The following is a 21,591-nucleotide window of genomic DNA, read 5'->3' as shown; positions in this document are numbered from 1 at the left end:
GGACGGGTGCCGCTCTACCGTGACGAAGCGATCGTGCTCCGCACCCAGAAACTGGGTGAAGCCGATCGCATCGCCACGCTCCTGACCCGCACCCACGGCAAGATCCGGGCCGTAGCGAAGGGCGTCCGCCGTACGTCGTCCCGCTTCGGCGCGCGCCTCGAACCGTTCAGCCACGTCGACCTGCAACTCGCGACCGGCCGAACCCTCGACGTGGTCACGCAGGCCGTCTCCATCTCGGCGTACGGCGAGGGCATCGTCGGCGACTACGCGCGCTACACGACCGGCACGGTCTTGCTGGAGACCGCAGACCGCCTCGTCGTCGAGGAGAAGGAACCAGCCACCCAGCAGCACCTCCTGCTGGCCGGCGCCCTCCGCGCCCTCTCCACCGGCGAACGCGAACCAGCCCTCGTCCTGGACTCTTTTCTTTTGCGGTCACTGGCGATCTCGGGCTACGCCCCTTCTTTCGCCGACTGCGCGAAATGCGGCGAGGAAGGCCCCCACCGAGCCTTCAACCCAGCCGCCGGCGGCGTCGTCTGCGCCACCTGCCGCCCCCCGGCCTCCGCCATGCCCGCCCCACCCACCATCGCCCTCCTCTCCGCCCTCCTCACCGGCGACTGGCCCATAGCCGAACGCTCCGACCCCCGCTCCCGCCGCGAAGCCAACACCCTCGTAGCCGCCTTCGTCGCCTACCACCTCGACCGCAACCTCCGCTCCCTCCCCCACCTAGACCTAACCCCCGACCGCTAACGTCGGGAGCCTCTCGGCACGCTGGGTAGAGCTGCGGGCCTCTAGCAGGCGGCCGGCGTCTTGGGAGCAGCCGCCTGAGCACCGTCGGGATCGACCAGCACTGGAACGGCCTCTCCGATGCGAAGTTGCGTAGCGCCGACGCGCGTCATCGAGAGCTGACCGGTATCGCCCAGAGTGCTCCGCCAGGTGATGTCCCACCGCGCAGTCGCCCCGACCTTGTACTGGCAGTCGTTCTGGTCGCGCGAGGTCTTCCGATACAAATACCCGCAATCAGGCGACGGCTTGATCCCGAACGACTTCTGGTACGCCGTACCGGCACCCTCGCACCGCACGGTCTTCCCGTCGCCCATACTCCAGTCCACCGCTTTCACCTGCGCGGTAGCGGTAACGGTCAACCCCGGAACACTCGCATCCCGGCTGATCGGTCCCCAGGTGTTCTCCGACTTCTCCACCCACAACCACACCGGCATGTTCACGAGCCCGATCTGCCCCACCCCAGGCGCACTCTTCACCACCGGCTCCCGCAACTGCATAGCAGCCACCGCCCGATACGCCAACGTCAACGGATCAGTAACCACCGTGTCCGGCTCCCCAGGCAACCACACCCACTTGGTCACCAAATGCCGCCCCTGATCAAACCCCTGCTCCCGCACACACGCCCAAACAGACCCCTCCGTATGCCCCTGCCACCGCGGATCAGAAAACGGCGGCTGCGGCTCCTCCCGCCTCAAGTAGCACTGCTGACTGTTCGACCAGTTCCCAAAGGTGGGATGCGTACATGCTTGGGCCGCGTTTCGGTATTGACACGTCCGCTTCGAAGCCTTAACAGGTTGCTTTCCGCGCTGATCTTTGTCTACCTTCCCTCCGATCTCAGATCGGAGCACCCAGGTGCAAATGTTTGTCAGCGGTGAACACATCTGAACGTAGTTCGGATCAGTCGCGCTCGCTGAGGGCAGGGGAAGCGCCACCGGTGCTGCTATCAGCAAGGCAGGCAGGCCGTAACGCATCAATTTCAGCACTTGCCGGCCACCCGCTTCTCCTCGATGAGGAACCAAATCTTGGTGGTCTTGTCGAGAGGCGGGGCGAAGACCAGGCGGGCCTGAACCTTGTGCCGCGTGCCATCGTTCGGGCCCATCGGCACCGGCTTGCCATTCGCCTGGTACCTCGTGACCACTTTCGAGCCATCTATGCATGAGGTCAGTCGAACCTCTGGTTGTTCACCTGTTAGTTTCACAGATTGATGACCGTAGAACCGATGGTGACATCGCCGGTCTGATACCAGCCGTTGTTCTGTTGGAAGTCGATCTCACCGAGGATCGAAATGAGCCAGGCGCCTCCATTGCCTGCCTTCACCAGGTTGTCCCTGGTTGCCTTCCGTGGATCCCGCAGCGCAACACTGACCGCGGCGCGGGCTGTTGTGTAGCGGGATTTGGCGGCGGTTATGGCGGCTTGTTCTTCTGGGGTCCAGGAGGGGGTTGATGGGGTGGGTGACGGGGTGGTGGGGGTGCTTGGCGGGGGCGTGGTGTTCGGTTCGCCTGCCTTGGGGGAGCCGGTGCAGGCGGTCAGCGTTAGGAGGGCGCTGAGGGCGGCGGCTGCGAGGAGCGGGCGGCGGGTCATGGAGGAGGCTCCCGAGGGGTGGAGTTACGGACGGTATAAGGCTGCCATACGAAGGGTTTCCGGCTCGGCAGTTTTCCACAGGGCGCTTGCTGGTGGGTGAGCGGTATGAGGGAAGATCGGGGCATGTCGCCGTTGGGTCGTCGTCGTGGTCGGGGTGTGGGGGAGCGGGTGGGGGCGGTGGTTGCGCCGGAGGCGCATCCGTCGGGGGCCAGGCCGCCCGCCGTGCCGGCGGAGTTGGTGCCTCGGCATGTGGCGGTGGTGATGGACGGGAACGGGCGCTGGGCCAAGGCGCGGAACCTGCCGCGGACCGAGGGGCACAAGGCCGGTGAGGCCTCGTTGCTGGATGTGATCAAGGGCGGCATCGAGATCGGGGTCAAGTACCTGTCGGTGTACGCGTTCTCGACCGAGAACTGGGCGCGTTCGCCCGAAGAGGTGCGGTTCCTGATGGGGTTCAACCGCGAGGTGATCCACCGGCGTCGCGACGAACTGGACGCGATGGGCGTTCGCGTGGTGTGGTCCGGGCGGCGGCCGCGGTTGTGGAAGAGCGTGATCTCCGAGCTCGAGTACGCCCAGGAGCGCACCAAGAACAACGACACGATCACCCTGCAGTTCTGCGTGAACTACGGCGGGCAGGCGGAGATCGCCGACGCGATGCGCTCAATCGCCCAAGAAGTTGCCGCCGGCAAGCTCAGCCCGGACCGGATCACCGAGAAGACGATCGCCAAACACCTGTACGCGCCGGACATCCCCGAGGTCGACCTGTTCGTCCGCTCCTCGGGTGAGCAGCGCACCTCGAACTTCCTGGTCTGGCAACTCGCGTACGCCGAGATGGTCTTCCTCGACACCCTCTGGCCGGACTTCGACCGCCGCCACCTCTGGCACGCGATCGAGCTCTACGCCCAACGCGACCGCCGCTACGGCGGCGCCATCCCCAACCCGGTCGAGCCCACCATCTGACCCGTCCTGCGGTGGTTGGCGTGGGGCTGACGGTCAGAAGTTGTCGGTGGGTGCTTTTAGCATCGGGGAATGGTTGATCAGTTGAGAGTAGGTGTGTCATTTCCGCCGGCCTGGGCGCCCGAGAGGTTTCGGGCGTTTGTGGCGGCCGTGGAGGACAGCGGGCTCGATGATCTGTGGATCTCTGAGGACTGCTTCAACGAATCCGCCATCGCCAGTGCGGTGACCGCGCTGGCGATGACCGAGCGCATCCGTGTCGGCGCGGCCATCCTGCCCGTGCCGCTTCGTAACGTGACCCAATCGGCGATGGAGATCGCGACTATCGACCGCCTGTACCCGGGCAGGTTCGTCGCAGGGATCGGCCACGGCGTACAACCCTGGATGGAGCAGGCCGGTGTCCGGGCCGACGCGCCACTCACCCTCCTGAGCGAATACGCGACCGCCCTCCGCCAACTGCTCAACGGCGAAACCGTCACCACCAAAGGACGCTACGTCCAGCTCACCGACGTCACACTCGCGCACCCACCAACTGAGCCGCCGCCGCTGTTGATCGGCGTCGCCGGACCGAAGTCCCTCGCCGCGGCCGGCGAACTAGGCACCGGGACCCTCCTGGCCCTCGGCCTGGACACCGACGCGATCAAGCAGGCAACCCGAACCACCCTCGAGAAGGCAGGCAAGGATCACGAGGTCATCGCGAGCATCCCGATCGCGATCGGCCCGAACGCGCGTGCCCGGGTCGACGCCGAGCTCGCGGAGTACGGGATGAAAGGCACGCCCGAGATAGGTGCCGTAGGCAACGCCGAAGAGATCGCGGACCGCCTCAAACAGATCCAAGCGGCAGGCGCGACGACGATCTCCGTCCTGCCCTGCCGCGACGAGCCGGACTTCGGCGCCTTCGCCCGCTTCCTCGGCCAGGAGGTGAAGCCGCTCCTGCAAAGCTAGCGCCGAGGAGAAGGCAGCAATCCCCGCTCGATGGCGACGGTCACCGCGCGGGTGCGGTCGTCCACGTCCAGCTTCGTGAACAGCCGCTGCAGATGCGTCTTCACCGTCGCTTCCCCGATGAACAGTTCGCGCCCGATCTCCGCATTGCTCAGCCCGCGCGCGACCGCGGCCAGGACCTCCAGTTCGCGAGGCGACGGCTGCGCCGCGGCGGGTGCGACCGGCGTACGGAGTCGTGACATCAGCCGCGCCGCGACCGGCGGCGCCAGCACGGTCTCGCCACGTGATGCCGCCCGGATCCCGTCCAGCAACTCGGCATGTGGCGTGTCCTTCAGCAGATACCCGGCAGCGCCCGCCTCCACCGCGTGCAAGATGTCGGTATCCGTGTCGTACGTCGTCAGCACGAGCACCTTGGTCGCCGGAAACGACGACACGATCGCCCCGGTCGCCGAAACCCCGTCCCGTCGCGGCATCCGCAGGTCCATCAGTACGACGTCCGGCCGCGTCGACTCCACCAGCGTCAAGGCTTCCTCGCCGTCGCCGGCCTCGCCGACCACCTCGATGTCCTCGGTCACGGCGAGCATGCCGATCAGCCCGGACCGCACCACCGGGTGATCGTCGACCACCAGCACCCGAATACTCACGCGTTCTCCCCAGCAGAAGGAATCAACACTGCCACCCGGGTGCCACGACCCGGCGCACTCTCGACCGAGACCGTTCCACCGCTTTCCTCGACCCGCCCCCGCATCGCCGCCAGCCCGAACCCGGTCCCGGAGCCCTCCGCGGCGTCCACCGCGAACCCCGACCCGTCGTCGTGGATCTCGATCCGCACCCCGGCGGCCGACATCCCCAGCGAGATCACGACCGAAGTCGCCCCAGCATGTTTCCGCACGTTCGCCAAGGACTCCTGAGCAGCCCGCAACAACACCACCTGCTGAGCCTGCGGCAAGGCAGCCACCTCGTCGTCCGGCATATCAAGAGACACCTGTACGTCGACGCCCGTCTCCGCCGCGAATCGCTCAGCCTGCCGACGCAGTACTTCGGCGAGCGTCGCTCCGGTCAACGCAACGGGCGTGAAGGCCGCCACCAGCGCACGCGCTTCGGCCAGATTCTCCCGCGCGGTGTCCTCGATCGCGGCCAGCCGCCCGGCGACCGGTTCCAGCGAACCGCGCTGCAGTTCGACGGCCGCGGTCTGGGCCAGCATCACCACGCTCGTCATCCCCTGCGCCAGCGTGTCGTGGATCTCCCGCGCCATCCGCTCCCGCTCGGCCATCACGCCGGCCGTGTGGTGCGCCTCGGCCAGTTCGTCCCGGGCCGATTCGAGTTCCTCGATCAGGTTGGCCCGCTGCTGGCTCTGCGCGATCACCTTGTCGATCCAGATCCCCAGCATCATGCTGACCACGAGGCTGATGAGCATCCACGGCAAGATGTCCCAAAAGGCGTTGATCGTCCAGCCGGCCGACCAGAGCTGGGCCGCGCCAACGGTGAAGACGAGCAGCACACTGAGCACGACCGAGTCGCGAGCCTTGTCGCTGAGCAGCCAGATCTGCGGTGACGCGATGAACATCAGGAACACGCCGGGCGGGTAGAGCGCCACAACGACGGCCACGCAGGCGATCTGCAGTACGAGGTAGATCCGAGCCGCGACCGCGTTTCGCGAGACCATCGCCGGCCGGCCGACGAAGTGGTAGGCGAGGCCGAGGACGGCCAGGGCGCCGAGAACCACGAGGTGGTGACGACCGCTCAGGTCACCGATCAGCGACACCAGCGCGGTGACGCCGAGCAGGGCCCAGAACACGATGTGCCAGGCGATCAGCGTGCGGGTCCAGACCGGTTGCCCGGCGCCGCTGGTGAGCTCCATGCCCACCATCTTCCTCCACAGCCGCCACGCCTCCACCATCACGCCGACGACCGACCGGCCCGTCGGGCCGGCCGGAGAGGCTGCCGACGCCATCGTCAGCCTGCGTCTCGCCGGGTCCACCGGAACACCCGCTGCGCGATCACCAGCCCGGCGATCAGCCAGACGGTCAGTACCACGGCGCCGAGGCCCAACTGCCAGGACCCGCCGGGCTCGTTGACGACGAACCCGTCCGGCAGGAACACCGATCGCATGCCCTGGGCCAGCCACTTCAGCGGGAAGACCGAGGCGACGCCGCGCATCCAGGACGGCAGGTCGCTGTAGACGAAGTACACGCCGGACATGAACTGCAGCAGCAGCACCACCGGGGTGACCACCGCGGAGGCGGCCTTGCCGGACTTGGGGACGACCGAGAACGCGATCCCGAGCACCGAGCCGGACGCCGTACCGAGCACGAAGATCCACAGGAAGTTGAGCCACTTCGACGGCTCGGAGGGAATGTCGACGCCGAGCAGCAGTCCGGCGATCGCGAGCAGCAGCGCGAACTGGGCGATCGACGTGCACAGCACCAGCCCGATCTTGCCGATGAAGTAGGACTGCGGCGACATCGGCGTACCGCGCAGGCGCTTCAGCAGGTCCTCGTCGCGTTCCATCGCGATCGTGATGGCCAGCGACTGGAAGCTGGTCAGGAAGATGCCGGACGCGATCATCCCGGGCGTGAAGTAGGTGGCCGCGTTGACGCCACCGGCGAAGTCGGTGCCACTGAACACGGCGGAGAAGATGCCGAGGAAGATGATCGGGAAGAAGAAGGTGAAGATCAGCTGCTCGCGTTCGCGGAAGAACTGCTTGACCTCCAGCTTGGTCCGGGACACGCCCACCTTGAGCGGCGAGGGCAACGACTTCGGGGCGGTCAAGGTGCTCATCAGGCGACTCCGGCTTCGGCGGTAGCGAGGTCGGCGGCGGCGGTGTTGGCCTTGCCGATCAGGTCCAGGTAGATGTCTTCGAGCGACGGACGCCGTACTTCGAGTTCCGGTACCTCGCCGTCGAACCGGGCCATCAGCGCGGCCACCTCGGCGGTCGGCGAATCGGTCCGTACTTCGTGCGCTCCGTCGGCGTCCAGCCAGGACACCCGCGCGGTGCGGGCGCCGCGACCGCCGAGCGTCTCCGGTGTGGCGACCTCGAGCATCCGGCCGTCCGCGATGACGCCGACCCGGTCGGCCAGGTGCTCGGCCTCGTCCAGGTAGTGGGTGGTGAGCAGGATCGTGGTGCCCGCGGTCCGCAGGTTCTCGATCAGCGTCCAGAACTGCCTGCGCGCCTCCGGGTCGAACCCGGTGGTCGGTTCGTCCAGGAACAGCAGTTCGGGGTTCCCGATCACGCCGAGTGCGACGTCGAGCCGGCGGCGCTGGCCGCCGGACAGCTTCCGGGTCCGGGCCTTGCGCTTGCTCTCCAGGCCGACCGATGCGATCACCTCGTCGGGGTCGCGCGGGTTCGGGTAGTAGCCGGCGTAGTGGTTCACCAGTTCCGCGACCGTCAGTTCGGCCTCGTCGCGAGACGTCTGGGCGACGATCCCGATCCGGGCCCGCCAGTGCCGGTCACCGCGGGCCGGGTCCACGCCGAGCACGCTGATCTCACCCTCGTCGGCGTGGCGGTACCCCTCCAGTACCTCCACGCTCGTCGTCTTCCCCGCGCCGTTCGGGCCGAGCAGGGCGAACACCTCACCGCGGTGGATGTCGAGATCGACGCCGGCGACGGCGACCTTGTCGGGGTAGCGCTTGACGAGTCCGCGAACCCGTATGGCGTTGTCTGTGTCGGTCATGGGTCAACCTTCCCGTTCCGCACCGGGTGCCAGGGAGCACCGACCGACGGACCGGCTGTCCCCCGACCGGTGGACACGCGCGTTGGGGCAGACGGGGGATGGGGTGGGCGGCTAGCGTCGGGGCATGAGTCAGACCGTGCGTGGTGTCGTGGCCCTCAGCAAGGGCGCCCCGGTGACGATCGAAGAGATCACGATCCCCGATCCGGGGCCGGGGGAGGCGGTCGTGAAGGTGCAGGCCTGCGGGGTCTGCCATACCGACCTGCACTACCGGGAGGGCGGCATCAACGACGACTTCCCCTTCCTCCTCGGGCACGAGGCGGCGGGCGTCGTCGAGTCCGTCGGTGAGGGTGTCACCGACGTCGCGCCCGGCGACTTCGTCGTACTGAACTGGCGTGCCGTCTGTGGCAACTGCCGGGCGTGCCTGCGCGGGCGTCCGTGGTACTGCTTCAACACGCACAACGCGAAGCAGAAGATGACCCTTGCCGACGGCACCGAGTTGTCCCCGGCGCTCGGCATCGGCGCGTTCGCCGACAAGACCCTGGTCGCCGCCGGGCAGTGCACGAAGGTCGACCCGGCCGCGAAGCCCGAGGTCGCCGGACTGCTCGGCTGCGGCGTGATGGCCGGCCTCGGCGCCGCCATGAACACCGGCAACGTCGCCCGCGGCGACACGGTGGCCGTGATCGGCTGCGGCGGCGTCGGTACTGCCGCCGTCGTCGGCGCGCGGCTGGCGGGAGCCGCCAAGGTGATCGCGATCGACCTGGACGAGCGCAAGCTGAAGGTCGCGGAGGAGCTCGGCGCGACCCACACCGTGCACTCGAAGGGGCTCGATCACGACGGTGTCGTCCAAGCGGTCCAGGACCTCACCGGCGGTTTCGGTGCCGACGTGGTGGTGGATGCGGTCGGCCGCCCGGAGACGTGGAAGCAGGCGTTCTACGCTCGCGACCTGGCCGGCACCGTCGTCCTGGTCGGCGTACCGACACCTGACATGAAGCTGGAGATGCCGCTGCTCGACTTCTTCGGGCGGGGTGGATCGCTGAAGTCCAGCTGGTACGGCGACTGCCTGCCGAGCCGCGACTTCCCGATGCTGGTCGACCTCCACCTGCAAGGGCGGCTCCCGCTCGACCGCTTCGTGTCGGAGACGATCGCGCTCGACGAGGTGGAGGCCGCGTTCGACAAGATGCACCGCGGCGACGTACTCCGCTCGGTGGTGCTGTTCTGATGACGGCCCGGATCGAACGCGTCATCACCTCCGGCACCTTCTCGCTCGACGGCGGCAGCTGGGACGTCGAGAACAATGTCTGGCTGATCGGCGACGACGACGAGGTCCTGGTCGTCGACGCGGCCCACAACCCCGAGTCGATCATCAAGGCCGTCGGCGATCGCCGGCTCGCCGCGCTGGTCTGCACCCACGGTCACAACGACCACATCAACGCCGTCGGCGGGATCCGCGACTACCTCGACACCCAGGTCTGGCTCAACTCGGCCGACACGATGCTGTGGCAGGCCATGTACGACGACCGCCCGGACCACGACCTCGTCGACGGCACCACGTTCGAGATCGCCGGTACGACGATCCGCGCGATCCACACGCCGGGTCACAGCCCGGGCAGCACGTCGCTCTACGCGGAAGACCTGAACGCGGTCTTCACCGGGGACACCCTCTTCCAGGGCGGCCCCGGCGCGACCGGCCGCTCGTACTCCGACAAGCCGACCATCCTCGACTCGATCCGCACCAAGCTGCTGACGCTGCCGCCGGACACGGTGGTCCACACCGGCCACGGCGACACCACCACCATCGCCGCCGAAACCGGCAACATCCACTAGGACAGCTCGACCGTGTCGCGGTCGACCCAGCTCATGTCGGGGTAGCGGGTGCCCGCCGGGCGCAGCCCCGAGAGCGCCGCGAGGTCGTCGGCCGAAAGCCTGACCTCCAAGGCGCCGTGGTTCTCCTCGAGATACCTCCGCCGCTTGGTGCCGGGGATCGGGGCGATGTCGTTGCCCTGGGCAAGGAGCCAGGCCAGCGCCACCTGGCCGGGAGTCGCCTCGTGGCGGGCGGCGACCCGGCGTACCTCGTCGACCAGTGCGAGGTTCGCCGCCAGGTTGGCCTCGTCGAAGCGAGGCAGCGTACGCCGGAAGTCGTCGGCCGCCAGGTCGTCCGTCCGGGCGATCGCGCCGGTCAGCATGCCCCGGCCGAGCGGGCTGTACGGGACGATCCCGATCCCCAGCTCGCGGCAGACCGGCGCCACCTCGGTCTCGATGTCGCGGCTGAACAACGACCACTCGCTCTGTACCGCGGTGATCGGGTGCACCGCATGCGCTCGCCGGATCGTCTCCGCCGACGCCTCGGACAGCCCGAGGTACCGCACCTTGCCGGCCTCGACCAGCGCGGCCATCGTACCGACGGTCTCCTCGATCGGCACCGACGGATCGGCCCGGTGCTGGTAGTACAGATCGAGGTGATCCACCCCGAGCCTGGCCAGCGAGCGGTCGATCGCGGAACGCACGTACGCCGGTGAGCCGTCGACGCCGACGACCTTCAACGTCGCCGGGTCGACCACGATGCCGAACTTGCTCGCCAGCACCATCTCGTCACGGCGGCCGGCGATCGCCTTGCCGACCAGTTCCTCGTTCGCGCCCGCGGCGTACATGTCGGCGGTGTCGAGGAACGTGATGCCGAGGTCGAGCGCGCGGTGCAGGGTGGCGACCGATTCGGCGTCGTCGCCGGGGCCGTAGGCGAAACTCATTCCCATGCAGCCGAGTCCGAGCCGGCTGACGTCAGGTCCGTTGGTACCGAGAATCATCGAATCTCCTAGTGAACAAGGCATGGCTGTGCCTGCCGACAGCAGCGAGTGCTGTCAGCTGAGAGGGGAGTAGGTCAGGGAGAGCAGTGACCGCCGTACGTGGCGATCTTGTATTCGGTGAGGGCGAGGGCCGCGGTCATCTCGCGGATCCGGCGCTGGATCATCGCGCGGTGTTCCTGCATGACGAGCAGGCGTTCGGGAGCGGTCTGCTCGCCCTGGTTCACCAAGTTGATGTAGTGGGTGACGGTGCTGATCGGCATGTCCGACAGTCGCAGCCGGGTGACGAACACGACCCGCGCGAGCGCCTCGCGGTCGTACACGCGGTACCCGGACTCGTCCCGGGCGACCTTGATCAGGCCGATCCGTTCGTAGTACCGCAGGGTGTGCGCGGTCAGGCCGGTCACCGCCGCGACCTCGGCGATCGACAGTTCGTCCGGCAGGTCGGTGGGCAGGTCGAGCAGTCGCAGCAGCTCCGGAGCGAGCGGCGGCAGCTCGGGAGCCTGGTAACCGTCGGCCAGGGCCTGCCGTCGGGCGGGGGAGCTGAGGACACCGGTCGTGTTCATGCTTCGAACCGTAAAGGTTAGAGCGCGCTCGAACGCAACTGTGACCCCGGCCACACGATGGCACGGGGTCACGGCTCGTGAAACTCAGTTGGTGCGGCAGTCCTGGCAGGTGCCGAAGATTTCCAGGGTGTGGCTGACGTCGGCGTAGCCGTGTTCGGCGGCGACCTTGTCGGCCCAGCGCTCCACGGCCGGGCCCTCCACCTCGACGGTGCGGCCGCAGTTGCGGCAGACCAGGTGGTGGTGATGTCCCTTCGAGCAACGCCGGTACGCCGTTTCGCCGTCCGCGGTGCGCAGAACGTCGACCTCGCGGGAGTCGGCCAGCGCCTGCAGGGTGCGGTAAACCGTGGTCAGCCCGACGGCCTCACCCGCGCCCCGGAGCTCCTGGTGGATCTCCTGCGCGGTCCGGAAGTCGTCGAGGTTGTCGAGCGCCGATGCGACTGCCGCGCGCTGACGGGTCGAACGTGTTCCGATGGCCACCGTGCCTCCTGTCATCTCGTCACCCGTATTCTCTCATTTCCCACCAAGTCAGTGCTCGTCCCAGTGATCCCCGTGTGCCGCGTGCAGATGTCCGTCGTGCACGTAGTCGACGTGATCGTCGTGCTCGACCTTGGGATGCCCGCACGCCGGGTTGTGCGCGTGTGCATGCTCCGGGCTCACCACGTGCGGCGCGGGCTCGGGGATGTCGATCTCGGGCTCCTCATCGGCAAGCGGTGCGCTGACGGCCTGCCGGCGCCGCAGCAGCGTACCGACGACCGCGGCCACCACGAACCCGGCCAGCGCCAGTACGACGATGGTCGCGCCGGGCGCCACATTCGCGTTGTACGACGTGATGATGCCGGCCACGCAAGCCGTCACCCCGATCGCGCAAGCAGTGATGAACGTACTGCGGAACGACCGCGTCACCTGCTGCGCAGTGGCGACGGGCACCACCATCAGCGCGCTCACCAGCAGCAGGCCAACCGTCCGCATCGCCACCGTCACGGTCACTGCGGCCATCACTGCGATCAGCAAGTTCAGCAACTGCACGCGGAGCCCGGTGACCCGAGCGAACTCCTCGTCCTGGCATACCGCGAACAGTTGTGGGCCGAGCCCGGTCGCCACGACCAGGACGGTCACCGCCAGCCCGACCACGACGTACAGGTCGGACTGGGACACAGTGGTGAGTGAACCGAACAGATAGGTGTTCAGCGTCGCTGCGCCCTGGCCTGCCAAGCCGATCAGCAGCACGCCACCAGCGATACCGCCGTAGAAGAGCAGTGCGAGCGCCACATCGCCGCTGGCCTTCCCGCGAGCCCGGACGAGCTCGATGGCTGTCGCACCGGCGATAGCGACCAGTACTGCGGTCAGCACGGGCGCTGTGCCGGTCAGCAGACCGAGGGCGACACCGGTGATCGCGATGTGCCCGATCCCGTCGCCCATCAGCGACAACCGGCGCTGGACCAGGTACGTGCCGATGGCCGGCGCCGACAATCCGGTCAGCAGGCCCGCGATCAGCGCACGCTGCATGAACTCGAGCTGGAACATCGTCACGACAGCCACCCCGGCTCGTCGTCCGCGCTGTGCGGGTGGACATGGGCATGCGTCTGGGAGGCGTGCGGCGGACCGTCGTACACGATCCGGCCGCGGCGCAGTACGACCGAGCGGTCGATCAGCGCGTCCATCGGGCCGAGATCGTGGCTGACCATCACCACGGTGGAGCCGCCGGCGACCCGCTCGCGGATCGCGTCGGCGAAGATCGCCTGGCTGGCCAGGTCGACCCCGGCCGTCGGTTCGTCGAGGATGAGCAGGTCCGGATCCGACACCAGGGCCCGGGCGATCAGTACCCGCTGCTGCTGTCCGCCGGACAACTCGGCGACGCCGTCCTTGCGGCGGTCGGCCATGTCGACGAGTTCGAGCGCGTGCTCGACCGCCTGCCGGTCGGCCGCCTTGAGCGGACGGAACAACCGCCGCCGCGACAACAGCCCGGACGACACGACCTCTTGCACAGTGGCCGGTACGCCGCCTGCCGCGGTGATCCGCTGCGGTACATAACCGACGCGCTGCCACTGGCGGAACCGCGGCACCGGCTGGCCGAACAGTCTCACCTCACCGCGAAAAGCCGGCAGCAGTCCGACGATGGTCCGGATCAAGGTGGATTTGCCGGAGCCGTTGGTGCCGAGGACGGCGACCACCTCGCCCGAGCGGATCCGGAGGTCGACACCTCGCAGTACGAGCCGTCCGCCCAGGTCGACCGAGAGATCGGTGACCTGGACGGCGGGGGTTGGGTGCTGGGCTGGATCGGTCACGCGCAGCTGTTCGCCTTCCGGAGTTCCTGCAGGTTCTCCCGCATCAGCGAGAGGTAGGACTCCTTCGAGTTCGCGTCCGAGAGGCCCTCGATCGGGCTCAGGACCGCGGTCTTGACGTGGACGTCGCGGGCGATCGACTCGGCCACCTTGGGGCTGACGAGCTCCTCGTAGAAGATCGTGGACACCCGCTGCTCGCGCACGATGTCCTGGACCTCCCTGATCCGCTGCGGGGTCGGCTCGGCGTCGGGGGTGAATCCGGCGATGCCGACCATCTGCAGACCGTACCGCTTCGCGAGGTACGCGAAGGCCTCGTGACTGGTCACGAACGTCTTGAGCCGGCAGTTCGCCAGGCCGGTCTTGAAGTCCTTGTCGAGCTTGGACACATCGGCCAGCATTGCCGCCGAACGCTCCCGGTAGCCGTCGGCATGCGCGCTGTCGGTCTCGATCAGCTTGTCGGTGACCGCCTTGACGACATCGGCGTACCGGACCGGGTCCAGCCAGAAGTGCGGATCGAGGGCGTCCTCGGTGTAGGCGGCCGGCTTGACCGTGCCGGTGGGAGGAGCGGCGCCGCCCTCCTCCTCGAAGTTGGCGCCGGTCGCCTCCAGCTTGGCCGCGGGCGCTACGTCGAAGCCGGCCTGCTTGCCGTTCTGGGCGATGGCCTCGTCGACGGCGGGCTGCAGACCCTTCTCGTACACGACCAGCTCGGCCTGCGCGATGTGGCCGACCTGCTTGGGGGTCAGCTCGAGATCGTGTGGCTCGACGCCGGGCGCCGTCAGGGTCGTGACGTGGACCGCGTCGCCACCGACCGTCTTGGCGATGAACTCGAGCGGGTAGAACGATGCGACCACGTCGAGCTTGTCGCCGCCGCCGGCCGGGTCGTCGGCAGCAGAGTTGCCGCAACCTGCGAGAGTGACGACCGCCAGGACGGCGACGCCGGCGGCAACAGCGCGAGTAACTGGTCTCATGACAATCATTTTCATTTAATTGGACATGGTTGTCAAAACAGGGAGAGTGGACGGATGCCGAGGCGGAACGTGGGACGCAGGCGAGCCGACAGTAGGCCGAACCGTCGCGTGCGCATCGACATTCCCTCCGGGCACGGTCACGGGCACGGTCATGGACAGGCGCTCGGCCGAGGGCGTGGCGACGGATCCGGCGCCGGTCACGGGCATGGTTACAGCGATCACGTCGTCGACACCTCGGTGGTGGATGCGGATGCCGTCGTGGCGCGACGGGTGCGGATCGTGGTCGCCGCCTTCCTGATCCCGCTGATCGCGGCGGCCGTGATCGCGATGGTCATTCTCTGGCCGGGTGCCGACCTGAAGGTCCCGGCGGCCGAGCAGCAGGGTGCGCGCGGAACGGTGATCGCGATGGCTCCGTGTCCCAAGGAGTTCGGCAACTGCGACCAGGCGACCGTTCATCTGACCGACACCCCGGGACTGAACGACAAGGGCCTCGACGCGCCGGTCCAGGTGCCGAAGGCCGCCCAGGTGGCGCTGCCGATCAAGGTCGGCGACCGGTTGCTGCTGAACGTGAAGCAGGACGCCAAGACCATCGACACGCGGTACGACTATGTCGATCACGACCGGAAGGTGCCGTTGCTGTGGCTGGCTGGCATCTTCGCGGTCGCTGTGATCGCGTTGTCGCGCTGGCGAGGAGTATCGGCGCTGATCGCGCTCGGCGTGACGGCGGTGACGCTGACCCAGTTCATCCTGCCGGCGATCGTGAAGGGATCGAATCCGCTGCTGGTCGCGGTCGTCGGCGGCTCGGTGATCATGGTCATCGCACTCTTCCTCACCCACGGGGTGAACGCGCAGTCCTCCGTCGCCCTGGCCGGAACGATCTCCGCGCTCGCGCTGACCGCCTTCCTGGGCTGGGCTTTCGTCAAGCTCAGTCTCTTCACCGGGCTGGCCAGTGAGGGCGCTTCGGCGATCAAGGGACTGGTGCCGGGGATCGATCTGCCCGGGGTGCTGGTGGCCGGCATCGTCATCGGTGCGCTCGGCGTACTGGACGACGTCACTGTCACCCAGGCGAGCGCGGTCTGGGAGTTGTCCGCCGCCAATCCATCGGCGAGCCGGTCCGCGCTGGTCGGAGCCGGCCTGCGCATCGGCCGCGCTCATGTCGCCTCGGTGGTCAACACCCTGGTTCTCGCGTACGCCGGTGCGGCGCTTCCGCTGCTGATGGTCTTCGCGATCGGCGGGGTTTCGACCGGCTATGTGGTCACCACGGAGACGGTTGCCGTCGAAGTCGTCCGAGGTCTGGTCGGCAGTCTGGGGATCATCGCGGCCGTCCCGTTGACGACCGCGCTGGCCGCAATGGCTGTCGCCGATCGATCGCGCGACCTGGTGGCGGAGGCGGAACACCTGCAGGGGTAGGAGAATCCGCGGGCGCGGCGTGACCGGTCGGGAAGTTCTTCCTAGGAGGTCCGATGTCGATCTAGAGTTTCTGTAGTCACGCAAGGTACGCCAAAGATTACTTTGTGTGGCCGTTGATCGTGAGGAGCAACGGCATGAGGTTCCGGCATCCCGACGGCTCGGTCGTCCATCTCGCGTACTGCACGAACGTTCATCCGGCCGAGGACCTCGAAGGGGTGATCAATCAGCTCGACGGGTGTGCCGCAGTGGTCCGCAAGCAACTCAAGGTGCCGGTCCTCGGCGTCGGGCTGTGGCTCGCGAACACCCTCGCCGAGCGGCTGGCGAATTCGCCGATCGCCCTCAGCAGACTTGCGCGTGCCCTCGACCGGAACGGGCTGGAAGTCGTCACCCTGAACGGCTTCCCGTACTCCGGGTTGCGCGATCGCGTGGTCGGCAAGAAGGTGTACCAGCCGGACTGGACCGAGCCGGCGCGCCTCGACTACACGCTCGATCTCGTCAAGGTGCTGAGCGAGTTGCTCCCCGCCGACGCGGCGTACGGGTCGATCTCCACGCTGCCGCTGGCCTGGCGGACGCCGTGGAGCCGGAGCCGCGACGCGCAGGCGCGACAGGCGTTCGGCAAACTCGACGAGCATCTCGCCCGGCTCGAGACCAGAACCGGCCGCCGGATCCGCGTCGCCGTCGAGCCTGAGCCCGGCTGCGTCCTCGAAATGATCGGCCAGGCCACCAACTGGCTGTCCCCGTACGCCGTACCTGCGCGGGGAGCGGCGGGTGCGCGGGGTACGCAGGGAGCCCGCGGGGGCGGTGGTTCGCGGGTGGGGATTTGTTTGGACACCTGTCATCTGGCGGTCCAGTTCGAGGAGCCGGGCAGGTCGTTCGCGCTCCTCGCCGAGGCGAACGTCGAGATCGTGAAGAGCCAGCTCTCGGCCGCGCTGCACGTCGCTTCGCCGTGGGATCCGGCGGCCCGCGAGTTGCTGGCGGAGTTCGCGGAGCCGAAGTTCCTGCACCAGACCCGCGAGTACGGCGGCCCCGGTGTCGACGACCTCGATCTCGTGGGCGAGCTGTCCGGGCACGCGTCCTGGCGGGCGCACTTCCACATCCCCGTGCACGCCCCGCCGCGGCCGCCACTGACCAGCACCACCGACGTTCTCGAAGAAAGCCTGCGGCACCTCGTCGGAAGCGCCCAACCGCTGACCCACCACCTGGAGTCCGAGACCTACACCTGGTCGGTCCTCCCGTCGCCACCCAAGGGCCGGGAGGAACTGGCCGCAGGCATCGCCGGCGAGCTCGCCTGGCTCCGCGATCGCCTGGTCGCGCTCGGCCTCACCCAACTCTGATCCACTTCGGCCCCTGCGACTCGCGCGGCAACCGCAGTACGGCCTGCTGTTGAAGGCTTCTAGGCTGACTCGCGAATGACGAGTTCGGTCGGCAGGATGACGGAATCGGCGTCGCCGTGGGCGAGCAGGTCGAGCAGCAGCCGGGTGGTTCCGGCCGCCTGGTCGCCCATCGGACTGCGGACGGTGGTCAGTGGGGGAGCGGTGTAGAGCGCAGCCTCGATGTCGTCGAAGCCGACCACGGCGACGTCGTCCGGGACCCGCCGGCCCGCTTCCCGCAGGGTCCGCAGGGCGCCGATCGCCATCAGGTCGTTGGCCGCGAACACCGCGTCGAGCTGCGGATCGTCGTCGAGCAGTTGCCGCATCGCCTCGGCACCGGAGATTCGGGTGAAGTCGCCGAGGGCAACGATCGACCGCCGCCCGGTGTCCCGCACCGTGTCCCGGTACGCCGTGAGGCGGTCCTGCGCGGCGGTCATGTCCAGCGGTCCGGAGATGGTGGCGATCCGCTGCCGGCCCTGATCGAGGAGATGCTGCACCGCTTTGGTGGCGCCACCGATGTTGTCGTTGTCGACGTACGGCATCAGCCCCGGTGTTGCCAGCCGGCCGTGGGACACCACCGGCAGCCCGGTGCGCGCGAGGGCCGCGGGAAGTGGGTCGGCGCCGTCCATCGAGACCAGCATGGCGCCGTCGACGTGGCCCGCGGCCAGGTACTGCTCGACGCGCTTGCGGCTCTCGTCGGAGCCGGCCAGCACGAGTGACACCTGTTTGCCCGCCGCCTCCAGTTCGCGGGAGGCCGCGCGAACCACCATCGCGAACATCGGGTCGTCCGAGACCAGACCCGCCGGCGGATCCGAGACGATGATCGCGATCGTGTTGGTCTTCTGGGTGACCAGGTTGCGGGCCGCGCCGTTCGGCACGTAGCCGAGCTCGGTGACGGCCGCCATCACGATCTGCCGGATCTCCGGGGCGACGGTCGGTTCGCCGTTGATCACCCGGGAAACGCTGGACTTCGACACGCCGGCCCGGGCCGCGACGGCATGCAGGGTCGGTCGTCGCACGGGTACTCCCTCGGCCTCGAACGTGGGGAGCGTTCCCCAAGCACTGAGCATCCCGGCGGTTCCGGAACCTTGTCAAGGCGTTCTCCCGGCTGACACCCAGGTTGTGTCCCGATCTCGGCCGAAGCCTTGACACCGTTCCCGGAGCAGGCAACTCTCAGGCTTAGGGAACGTTCCCCAGCCTCTCTTCCCGCCCCGCCCTGGAGATGCCCATGCAGACGCTTGCCCCGCCCCCTGCCCGCCACCGCGGCCGCCTCAGGACCGCGACTCTCCTCGCCGTCGCGATGAGCTTCCTCATCGCCCTGGTCGTCAGCCCCTCGGCGAACGCCGCCGACGCCCTGCTGTCCCAAGGCAAGCCCGTCACCGCCTCCTCGACCGAAAGCGTCGCCTTCCCGGCCACCGCCGCCGTCGACGGCGACCCCGGCACCCGCTGGTCGAGCACCTTCAGTGACCCGCAGTCGCTCCAGATCGACCTCGGCCAGACCGCCGCCATCAGCCAGGTCCAGCTCAGCTGGGAGGCGGCGTACGCGAAGGCCTTCCAGCTCCAGACGTCTGCCGACGGCAACAACTGGACCTCCGTCTACAGCACCACCACCGGAGCCGGCGGCAACCAGACGCTGACTGTCTCCGGCTCGGGCCGCTACGTCCGACTGCTCGGGACGCAGCGCGCAACCCAGTGGGGCTACTCGCTGTGGGAGTTCAAGGTCTTCGGCAGCACGAGCGGCACTGTGCCCGGCAGCAAGCTGTTGTCGTACAACAAGCCCGGTGTCGCCTCGTCGCAGCAGAGCGACGGCAACTGCTGGGAATGCACACCGGCCAGAGCCTTCGACCTCGACCCGGCCAGCCGCTGGGCGACCACGACCGACACCGGCTGGGTCGACCCGGGCTGGATCTACGTCGACCTCGGCGCGACCGCCCAGATCGACAAGGTGATCCTGCAGTGGGACCCGGCGTCGGCGAAGTCGTACCAGATCCAGGTCTCCAACGACGCGGCCAACTGGACGCCCATCTACACGACGACCAACGGCCCTGGGTTCAAGGAGACGCTGAACATCACCGGCACCGGCCGGTATGTGCGGATGTACGGCACCCAGCGCAATACGCCGTACGGCTACTCGTTGTGGGAGTTCCAGGTCTACGGCACGGGCGGTGCGCCCACCACGCCGCCGACCCCGCCGGCCGACCCGGCGAACCCGCCGCAGCTGATCTGGTCCGACGAGTTCAACAGCGCCGCCGGTGCCAAGCCGGATGCGAGCAAGTGGCGTGCCGACCCGGGCAACGGCCAGAACGGCGAGTTGCAGGTCTACACCGACAACAACAACGTCCAGACCGACGGCCAGGGCCATCTGGTACTGGAGGCCCGTCGTGAGGTGACGCCTGGCTCGGCGTGCCCGATCGACCCGGTCAGCGGCAGCGGGACGTGCCAGTACACGTCGGCCCGGATCAACACGGGGACGAAGTTCGATACGACGTACGGCAAGATCGAGGCCCGGATCAAGGTGCCCAAGGGCAACGGATTCTGGCCTGCGTTCTGGATGATGGGCTCGGACTTCCTGACCGGCCGCCCGTGGCCGTACAACGGCGAGATCGACATCATGGAGATCCTCGGCCGCGAAACGACCAAGGCCTACTCGACGCTGCACGCCCCGGCCTACAACGGCGCCGGCGGGTACGGCGGTTCGTACGGCCTGCCGGGTGGCGCCGACTTCGCAGCAGATTTCCACACCTGGACGATGCTCTGGAACTCCACCAGCATCACCTACCAGGTCGACGGCACCACCGTGTTCACTGTCGACAAGGCGCAACTCGAGGCGACACGTGGTCCGTGGATCTACGACCACCCGTTCTACCTGATCCTCAACCTGGCCGTCGGCGGCGACTTTCCCGGCCCGCCGAACTCGGCGACGCCGTTCCCGTCCCGGATGCTCGTCGACTACGTGCGGGTCTACCGATGAAGCGCTCTGTGCTTCGATTCGGCACCTTGCTCGTGATGCTGCTCGCGCTGTTCGGTGCCTACCTGGTGAGCACCGGCCGGCCTGCGCAGGCCGCTGAAACTCTGCTGTCCCAAGGACGTCCGACTCTCGCCTCCTCTGTGGAGAGCGCCGCCTTCCCCGCCGCCGCGGCTGTCGACGGCGACAACGGCACTCGCTGGGCCAGCAGTTTCGCCGACAACCAGTGGCTCCGGATCGACCTGGGATCGTCCCAGGCGTTCAGCCGGGTGCTGCTGCGCTGGGAAGCGGCGTACGCACAGGGTTTCCAGCTCCAGACCTCCAACGACGGCAACGAGTGGGTGACCGCCTACTCGACCACCACCGGAGCCGGCGGCGAGCAGAATCTCGTTGTCGATGGCAACGGTCGGTACGTGCGGGTCCTGGTCACCCAGCGAGCGACGCAATGGGGAGCCTCGCTGTTCGAGTTCCAGGTGTTCGGCGGTACGCCGGGAGGCGGGCCGATCGTCCGGGTGGCCGAGTTCCTCGCTGATTGCCCCTTCACCCACGGCCTGCCGGACGACCCGATCGTGTTCCCCAACCTGCCGGGTGCCTCGCACCTGCACAGCTTCTTCGGCGCGACCGTGACGAACGCGAACACCACCGTGCAGGACCTGGTGAACTCGCCTACCAGCTGCAACCCGGCGGAGGACAAGTCGTCGTACTGGGTGCCGACGCTCTACGTCAACAACCAGCCGGTCGAGCCGACCGGGACCACCTTCTACTACCTGGGCGAAGGCGTCCGCGACGATGTGATCGCCCGGACCCAGCCGCTGCCGTTCGGGCTGCGGATCGTGGCCGGCAACGCGAAGGCGACCGGCCCGAACGACAACACCATCTCCCGCTGGTCCTGCCTGCACGCCGGTGACGCCGGGGCCGGGCACGACTTCATCACCTGCCCGGCCGGCAGCATGCTCGAGTCCTACCTGGACTTCCCGCAGTGCTGGAACGGGCGCGACCTGGATTCGCCCGATCACAAGAGCCACATGGCGTATCCGGTCAACGGCGAGTGCCCGGCGAGCCACCCGGTGCCGGTGCCGAAGCTTCGCCAGGTCCTGCGCTATCCGGTGAACGGCCCGACGGCCGGCTTCCGGCTCGCGTCGGGTGGTGGCTACACGATGCACGGCGACTTCTTCAACGCCTGGCCCCCGGCCGAGATGGAACGCCGCGTCAACGACTGCATCCGCCCGATCATCAAGTGCGGCGCCAACGGTCATCCCTGACCCAGGCGCACCGCAGGCCGGCAGTCACCCGTAGCCCGC

Annotated in this window: 23 protein-coding genes; 9 read left to right on the top strand and 14 right to left on the bottom strand. The window is 68.1% G+C overall.

Translation table 11 applies throughout. From position 1 onward, the window contains the following. Positions 1–6 precede the first annotated feature (6 nt). Positions 7–747: a DNA repair protein RecO gene (gene recO, locus EV138_RS04815; RefSeq protein ID WP_133977224.1), complete on the top strand. Its 741-nt coding sequence runs from the start codon at positions 7–9 to the stop codon at positions 745–747. Between the two features lie 41 nt (positions 748–788). On the opposite strand, the gene EV138_RS04810 is transcribed toward recO, so the two are convergent. The 3 genes from EV138_RS04810 to EV138_RS04805 form a co-directional block, all read right to left on the bottom strand. Then, positions 789–1,280, bottom strand: coding sequence for an ATP/GTP-binding protein (locus tag EV138_RS04810; protein ID WP_133977223.1), 492 nt, complete (start codon positions 1,278–1,280; stop codon positions 789–791). A gap of 479 nt (positions 1,281–1,759) precedes the next feature. Further along, entirely contained in the window at positions 1,760–1,921 is a 162-nt protein-coding gene (locus EV138_RS37170) for a hypothetical protein (RefSeq protein WP_166678488.1), read from the bottom strand. Between the two features lie 56 nt (positions 1,922–1,977). After that, positions 1,978–2,364, bottom strand: a complete 387-nt coding sequence (locus tag EV138_RS04805; protein WP_133977222.1) for a hypothetical protein — start codon at positions 2,362–2,364, stop codon at positions 1,978–1,980. Positions 2,365–2,469: 105 nt separating this feature from the next. Here EV138_RS04805 and EV138_RS04800 point away from each other — a divergent pair, with 105 nt between their 5' ends. Both EV138_RS04800 and EV138_RS04795 read left to right on the top strand, forming a co-directional pair. Further along, complete coding sequence (locus EV138_RS04800) at positions 2,470–3,321, top strand: isoprenyl transferase (RefSeq protein WP_238157959.1); 852 nt, start codon at positions 2,470–2,472, stop codon at positions 3,319–3,321. Positions 3,322–3,390: 69 nt separating this feature from the next. Then, positions 3,391–4,260 (top strand): LLM class flavin-dependent oxidoreductase, encoded by an 870-nt coding sequence (locus EV138_RS04795; RefSeq protein WP_133977221.1) that lies wholly within the window; start codon positions 3,391–3,393, stop codon positions 4,258–4,260. Here the strand turns inward: EV138_RS04795 and EV138_RS04790 are convergent. The 4 genes from EV138_RS04790 to EV138_RS04775 are packed head-to-tail and all read right to left on the bottom strand — an operon-like array spanning position 4,257 to position 7,931. Further along, positions 4,257–4,901 (bottom strand): response regulator, encoded by a 645-nt coding sequence (locus EV138_RS04790; RefSeq protein ID WP_133977220.1) that lies wholly within the window; start codon positions 4,899–4,901, stop codon positions 4,257–4,259. The two genes, EV138_RS04795 and EV138_RS04790, sit on opposite strands and share 4 nt — an antisense overlap. After that, positions 4,898–6,211 carry a sensor histidine kinase gene (locus EV138_RS04785; protein ID WP_238157958.1) on the bottom strand — a complete coding sequence of 438 codons (1,314 nt, stop codon included), beginning with the start codon at positions 6,209–6,211 and terminating at the stop codon, positions 4,898–4,900. Before EV138_RS04785 ends, EV138_RS04790 begins: the two co-directional genes overlap by 4 nt. A 2-nt stretch (positions 6,212–6,213) precedes the next feature. Further along, entirely contained in the window at positions 6,214–7,038 is an 825-nt protein-coding gene (locus EV138_RS04780) for an ABC transporter permease (protein ID WP_133977219.1), read from the bottom strand. Next, on the bottom strand, positions 7,038–7,931 hold the full coding sequence (locus EV138_RS04775) for an ABC transporter ATP-binding protein (protein ID WP_133977218.1): 894 nt from the start codon (positions 7,929–7,931) through the stop codon (positions 7,038–7,040). The genes EV138_RS04780 and EV138_RS04775 overlap by 1 nt, the downstream gene beginning before the upstream one ends. A gap of 124 nt (positions 7,932–8,055) precedes the next feature. Between EV138_RS04775 and EV138_RS04770 the strand changes: the two genes are divergently transcribed. Continuing rightward, positions 8,056–9,150, top strand: coding sequence for an S-(hydroxymethyl)mycothiol dehydrogenase (locus EV138_RS04770; protein WP_133977217.1), 1,095 nt, complete (start codon positions 8,056–8,058; stop codon positions 9,148–9,150). Then, positions 9,150–9,755 carry an MBL fold metallo-hydrolase gene (locus tag EV138_RS04765; RefSeq protein WP_133977216.1) on the top strand — a complete coding sequence of 202 codons (606 nt, stop codon included), beginning with the start codon at positions 9,150–9,152 and terminating at the stop codon, positions 9,753–9,755. The genes EV138_RS04770 and EV138_RS04765 overlap by 1 nt, the downstream gene beginning before the upstream one ends. On the opposite strand, the gene EV138_RS04760 is transcribed toward EV138_RS04765, so the two are convergent. The 6 genes from EV138_RS04760 to EV138_RS04735 all read right to left on the bottom strand — a co-directional run bounded on the left by EV138_RS04760 (position 9,752) and on the right by EV138_RS04735 (position 14,545). Beyond that, on the bottom strand, positions 9,752–10,732 hold the full coding sequence (locus tag EV138_RS04760) for an aldo/keto reductase (protein WP_133977215.1): 981 nt from the start codon (positions 10,730–10,732) through the stop codon (positions 9,752–9,754). The genes EV138_RS04765 and EV138_RS04760 overlap by 4 nt on opposite strands. 74 nt (positions 10,733–10,806) lie before the next feature. Further along, the gene (locus EV138_RS04755; protein ID WP_133977214.1) at positions 10,807–11,295 is read right to left on the bottom strand and encodes a MerR family transcriptional regulator; all 489 of its coding nucleotides are present in this window, start codon (positions 11,293–11,295) and stop codon (positions 10,807–10,809) included. An 84-nt stretch (positions 11,296–11,379) separates the two neighbouring features. Then, a complete protein-coding gene (locus tag EV138_RS04750) occupies positions 11,380–11,772 on the bottom strand; it encodes a Fur family transcriptional regulator (RefSeq protein WP_133977213.1) in 393 nt (130 codons plus the stop codon). A 48-nt stretch (positions 11,773–11,820) separates the two neighbouring features. Next, positions 11,821–12,825 carry a metal ABC transporter permease gene (locus EV138_RS04745; protein ID WP_238157957.1) on the bottom strand — a complete coding sequence of 335 codons (1,005 nt, stop codon included), beginning with the start codon at positions 12,823–12,825 and terminating at the stop codon, positions 11,821–11,823. Continuing rightward, on the bottom strand, positions 12,822–13,580 hold the full coding sequence (locus EV138_RS04740; protein WP_202866619.1) for a metal ABC transporter ATP-binding protein: 759 nt from the start codon (positions 13,578–13,580) through the stop codon (positions 12,822–12,824). Before EV138_RS04740 ends, EV138_RS04745 begins: the two co-directional genes overlap by 4 nt. Beyond that, complete coding sequence (locus EV138_RS04735) at positions 13,577–14,545, bottom strand: metal ABC transporter substrate-binding protein (protein WP_133977211.1); 969 nt, start codon at positions 14,543–14,545, stop codon at positions 13,577–13,579. The genes EV138_RS04740 and EV138_RS04735 overlap by 4 nt, the downstream gene beginning before the upstream one ends. 108 nt (positions 14,546–14,653) lie before the next feature. Here EV138_RS04735 and EV138_RS04730 point away from each other — a divergent pair, with 108 nt between their 5' ends. Both EV138_RS04730 and eboE read left to right on the top strand, forming a co-directional pair. Further along, positions 14,654–15,955, top strand: a complete 1,302-nt coding sequence (locus EV138_RS04730; RefSeq protein WP_238157956.1) for a YibE/F family protein — start codon at positions 14,654–14,656, stop codon at positions 15,953–15,955. A gap of 134 nt (positions 15,956–16,089) precedes the next feature. Then, on the top strand, positions 16,090–17,289 hold the full coding sequence (eboE, locus tag EV138_RS04725) for a metabolite traffic protein EboE (RefSeq protein WP_133977209.1): 1,200 nt from the start codon (positions 16,090–16,092) through the stop codon (positions 17,287–17,289). A gap of 59 nt (positions 17,290–17,348) precedes the next feature. On the opposite strand, the gene EV138_RS04720 is transcribed toward eboE, so the two are convergent. Next, the gene (locus EV138_RS04720) at positions 17,349–18,344 is read right to left on the bottom strand and encodes a LacI family DNA-binding transcriptional regulator (protein ID WP_133977208.1); all 996 of its coding nucleotides are present in this window, start codon (positions 18,342–18,344) and stop codon (positions 17,349–17,351) included. Between the two features lie 209 nt (positions 18,345–18,553). Between EV138_RS04720 and EV138_RS04715 the strand changes: the two genes are divergently transcribed. Next, a complete protein-coding gene (locus EV138_RS04715) occupies positions 18,554–20,296 on the top strand; it encodes a discoidin domain-containing protein (RefSeq protein ID WP_133977207.1) in 1,743 nt (580 codons plus the stop codon). Next, entirely contained in the window at positions 20,293–21,552 is a 1,260-nt protein-coding gene (locus tag EV138_RS04710) for a DUF1996 domain-containing protein (RefSeq protein WP_133977206.1), read from the top strand. The genes EV138_RS04715 and EV138_RS04710 overlap by 4 nt, the downstream gene beginning before the upstream one ends. Positions 21,553–21,591 lie beyond the last annotated feature (39 nt).

This window comes from Kribbella voronezhensis (genome assembly GCF_004365175.1).
Taxonomy (GTDB): Bacteria; Actinomycetota; Actinomycetes; order Propionibacteriales; family Kribbellaceae; genus Kribbella; species Kribbella voronezhensis.
The sequence above is the reverse complement of the archived record's forward strand: the minus strand, read 5'-3'. Positions and strand labels throughout refer to the sequence as shown.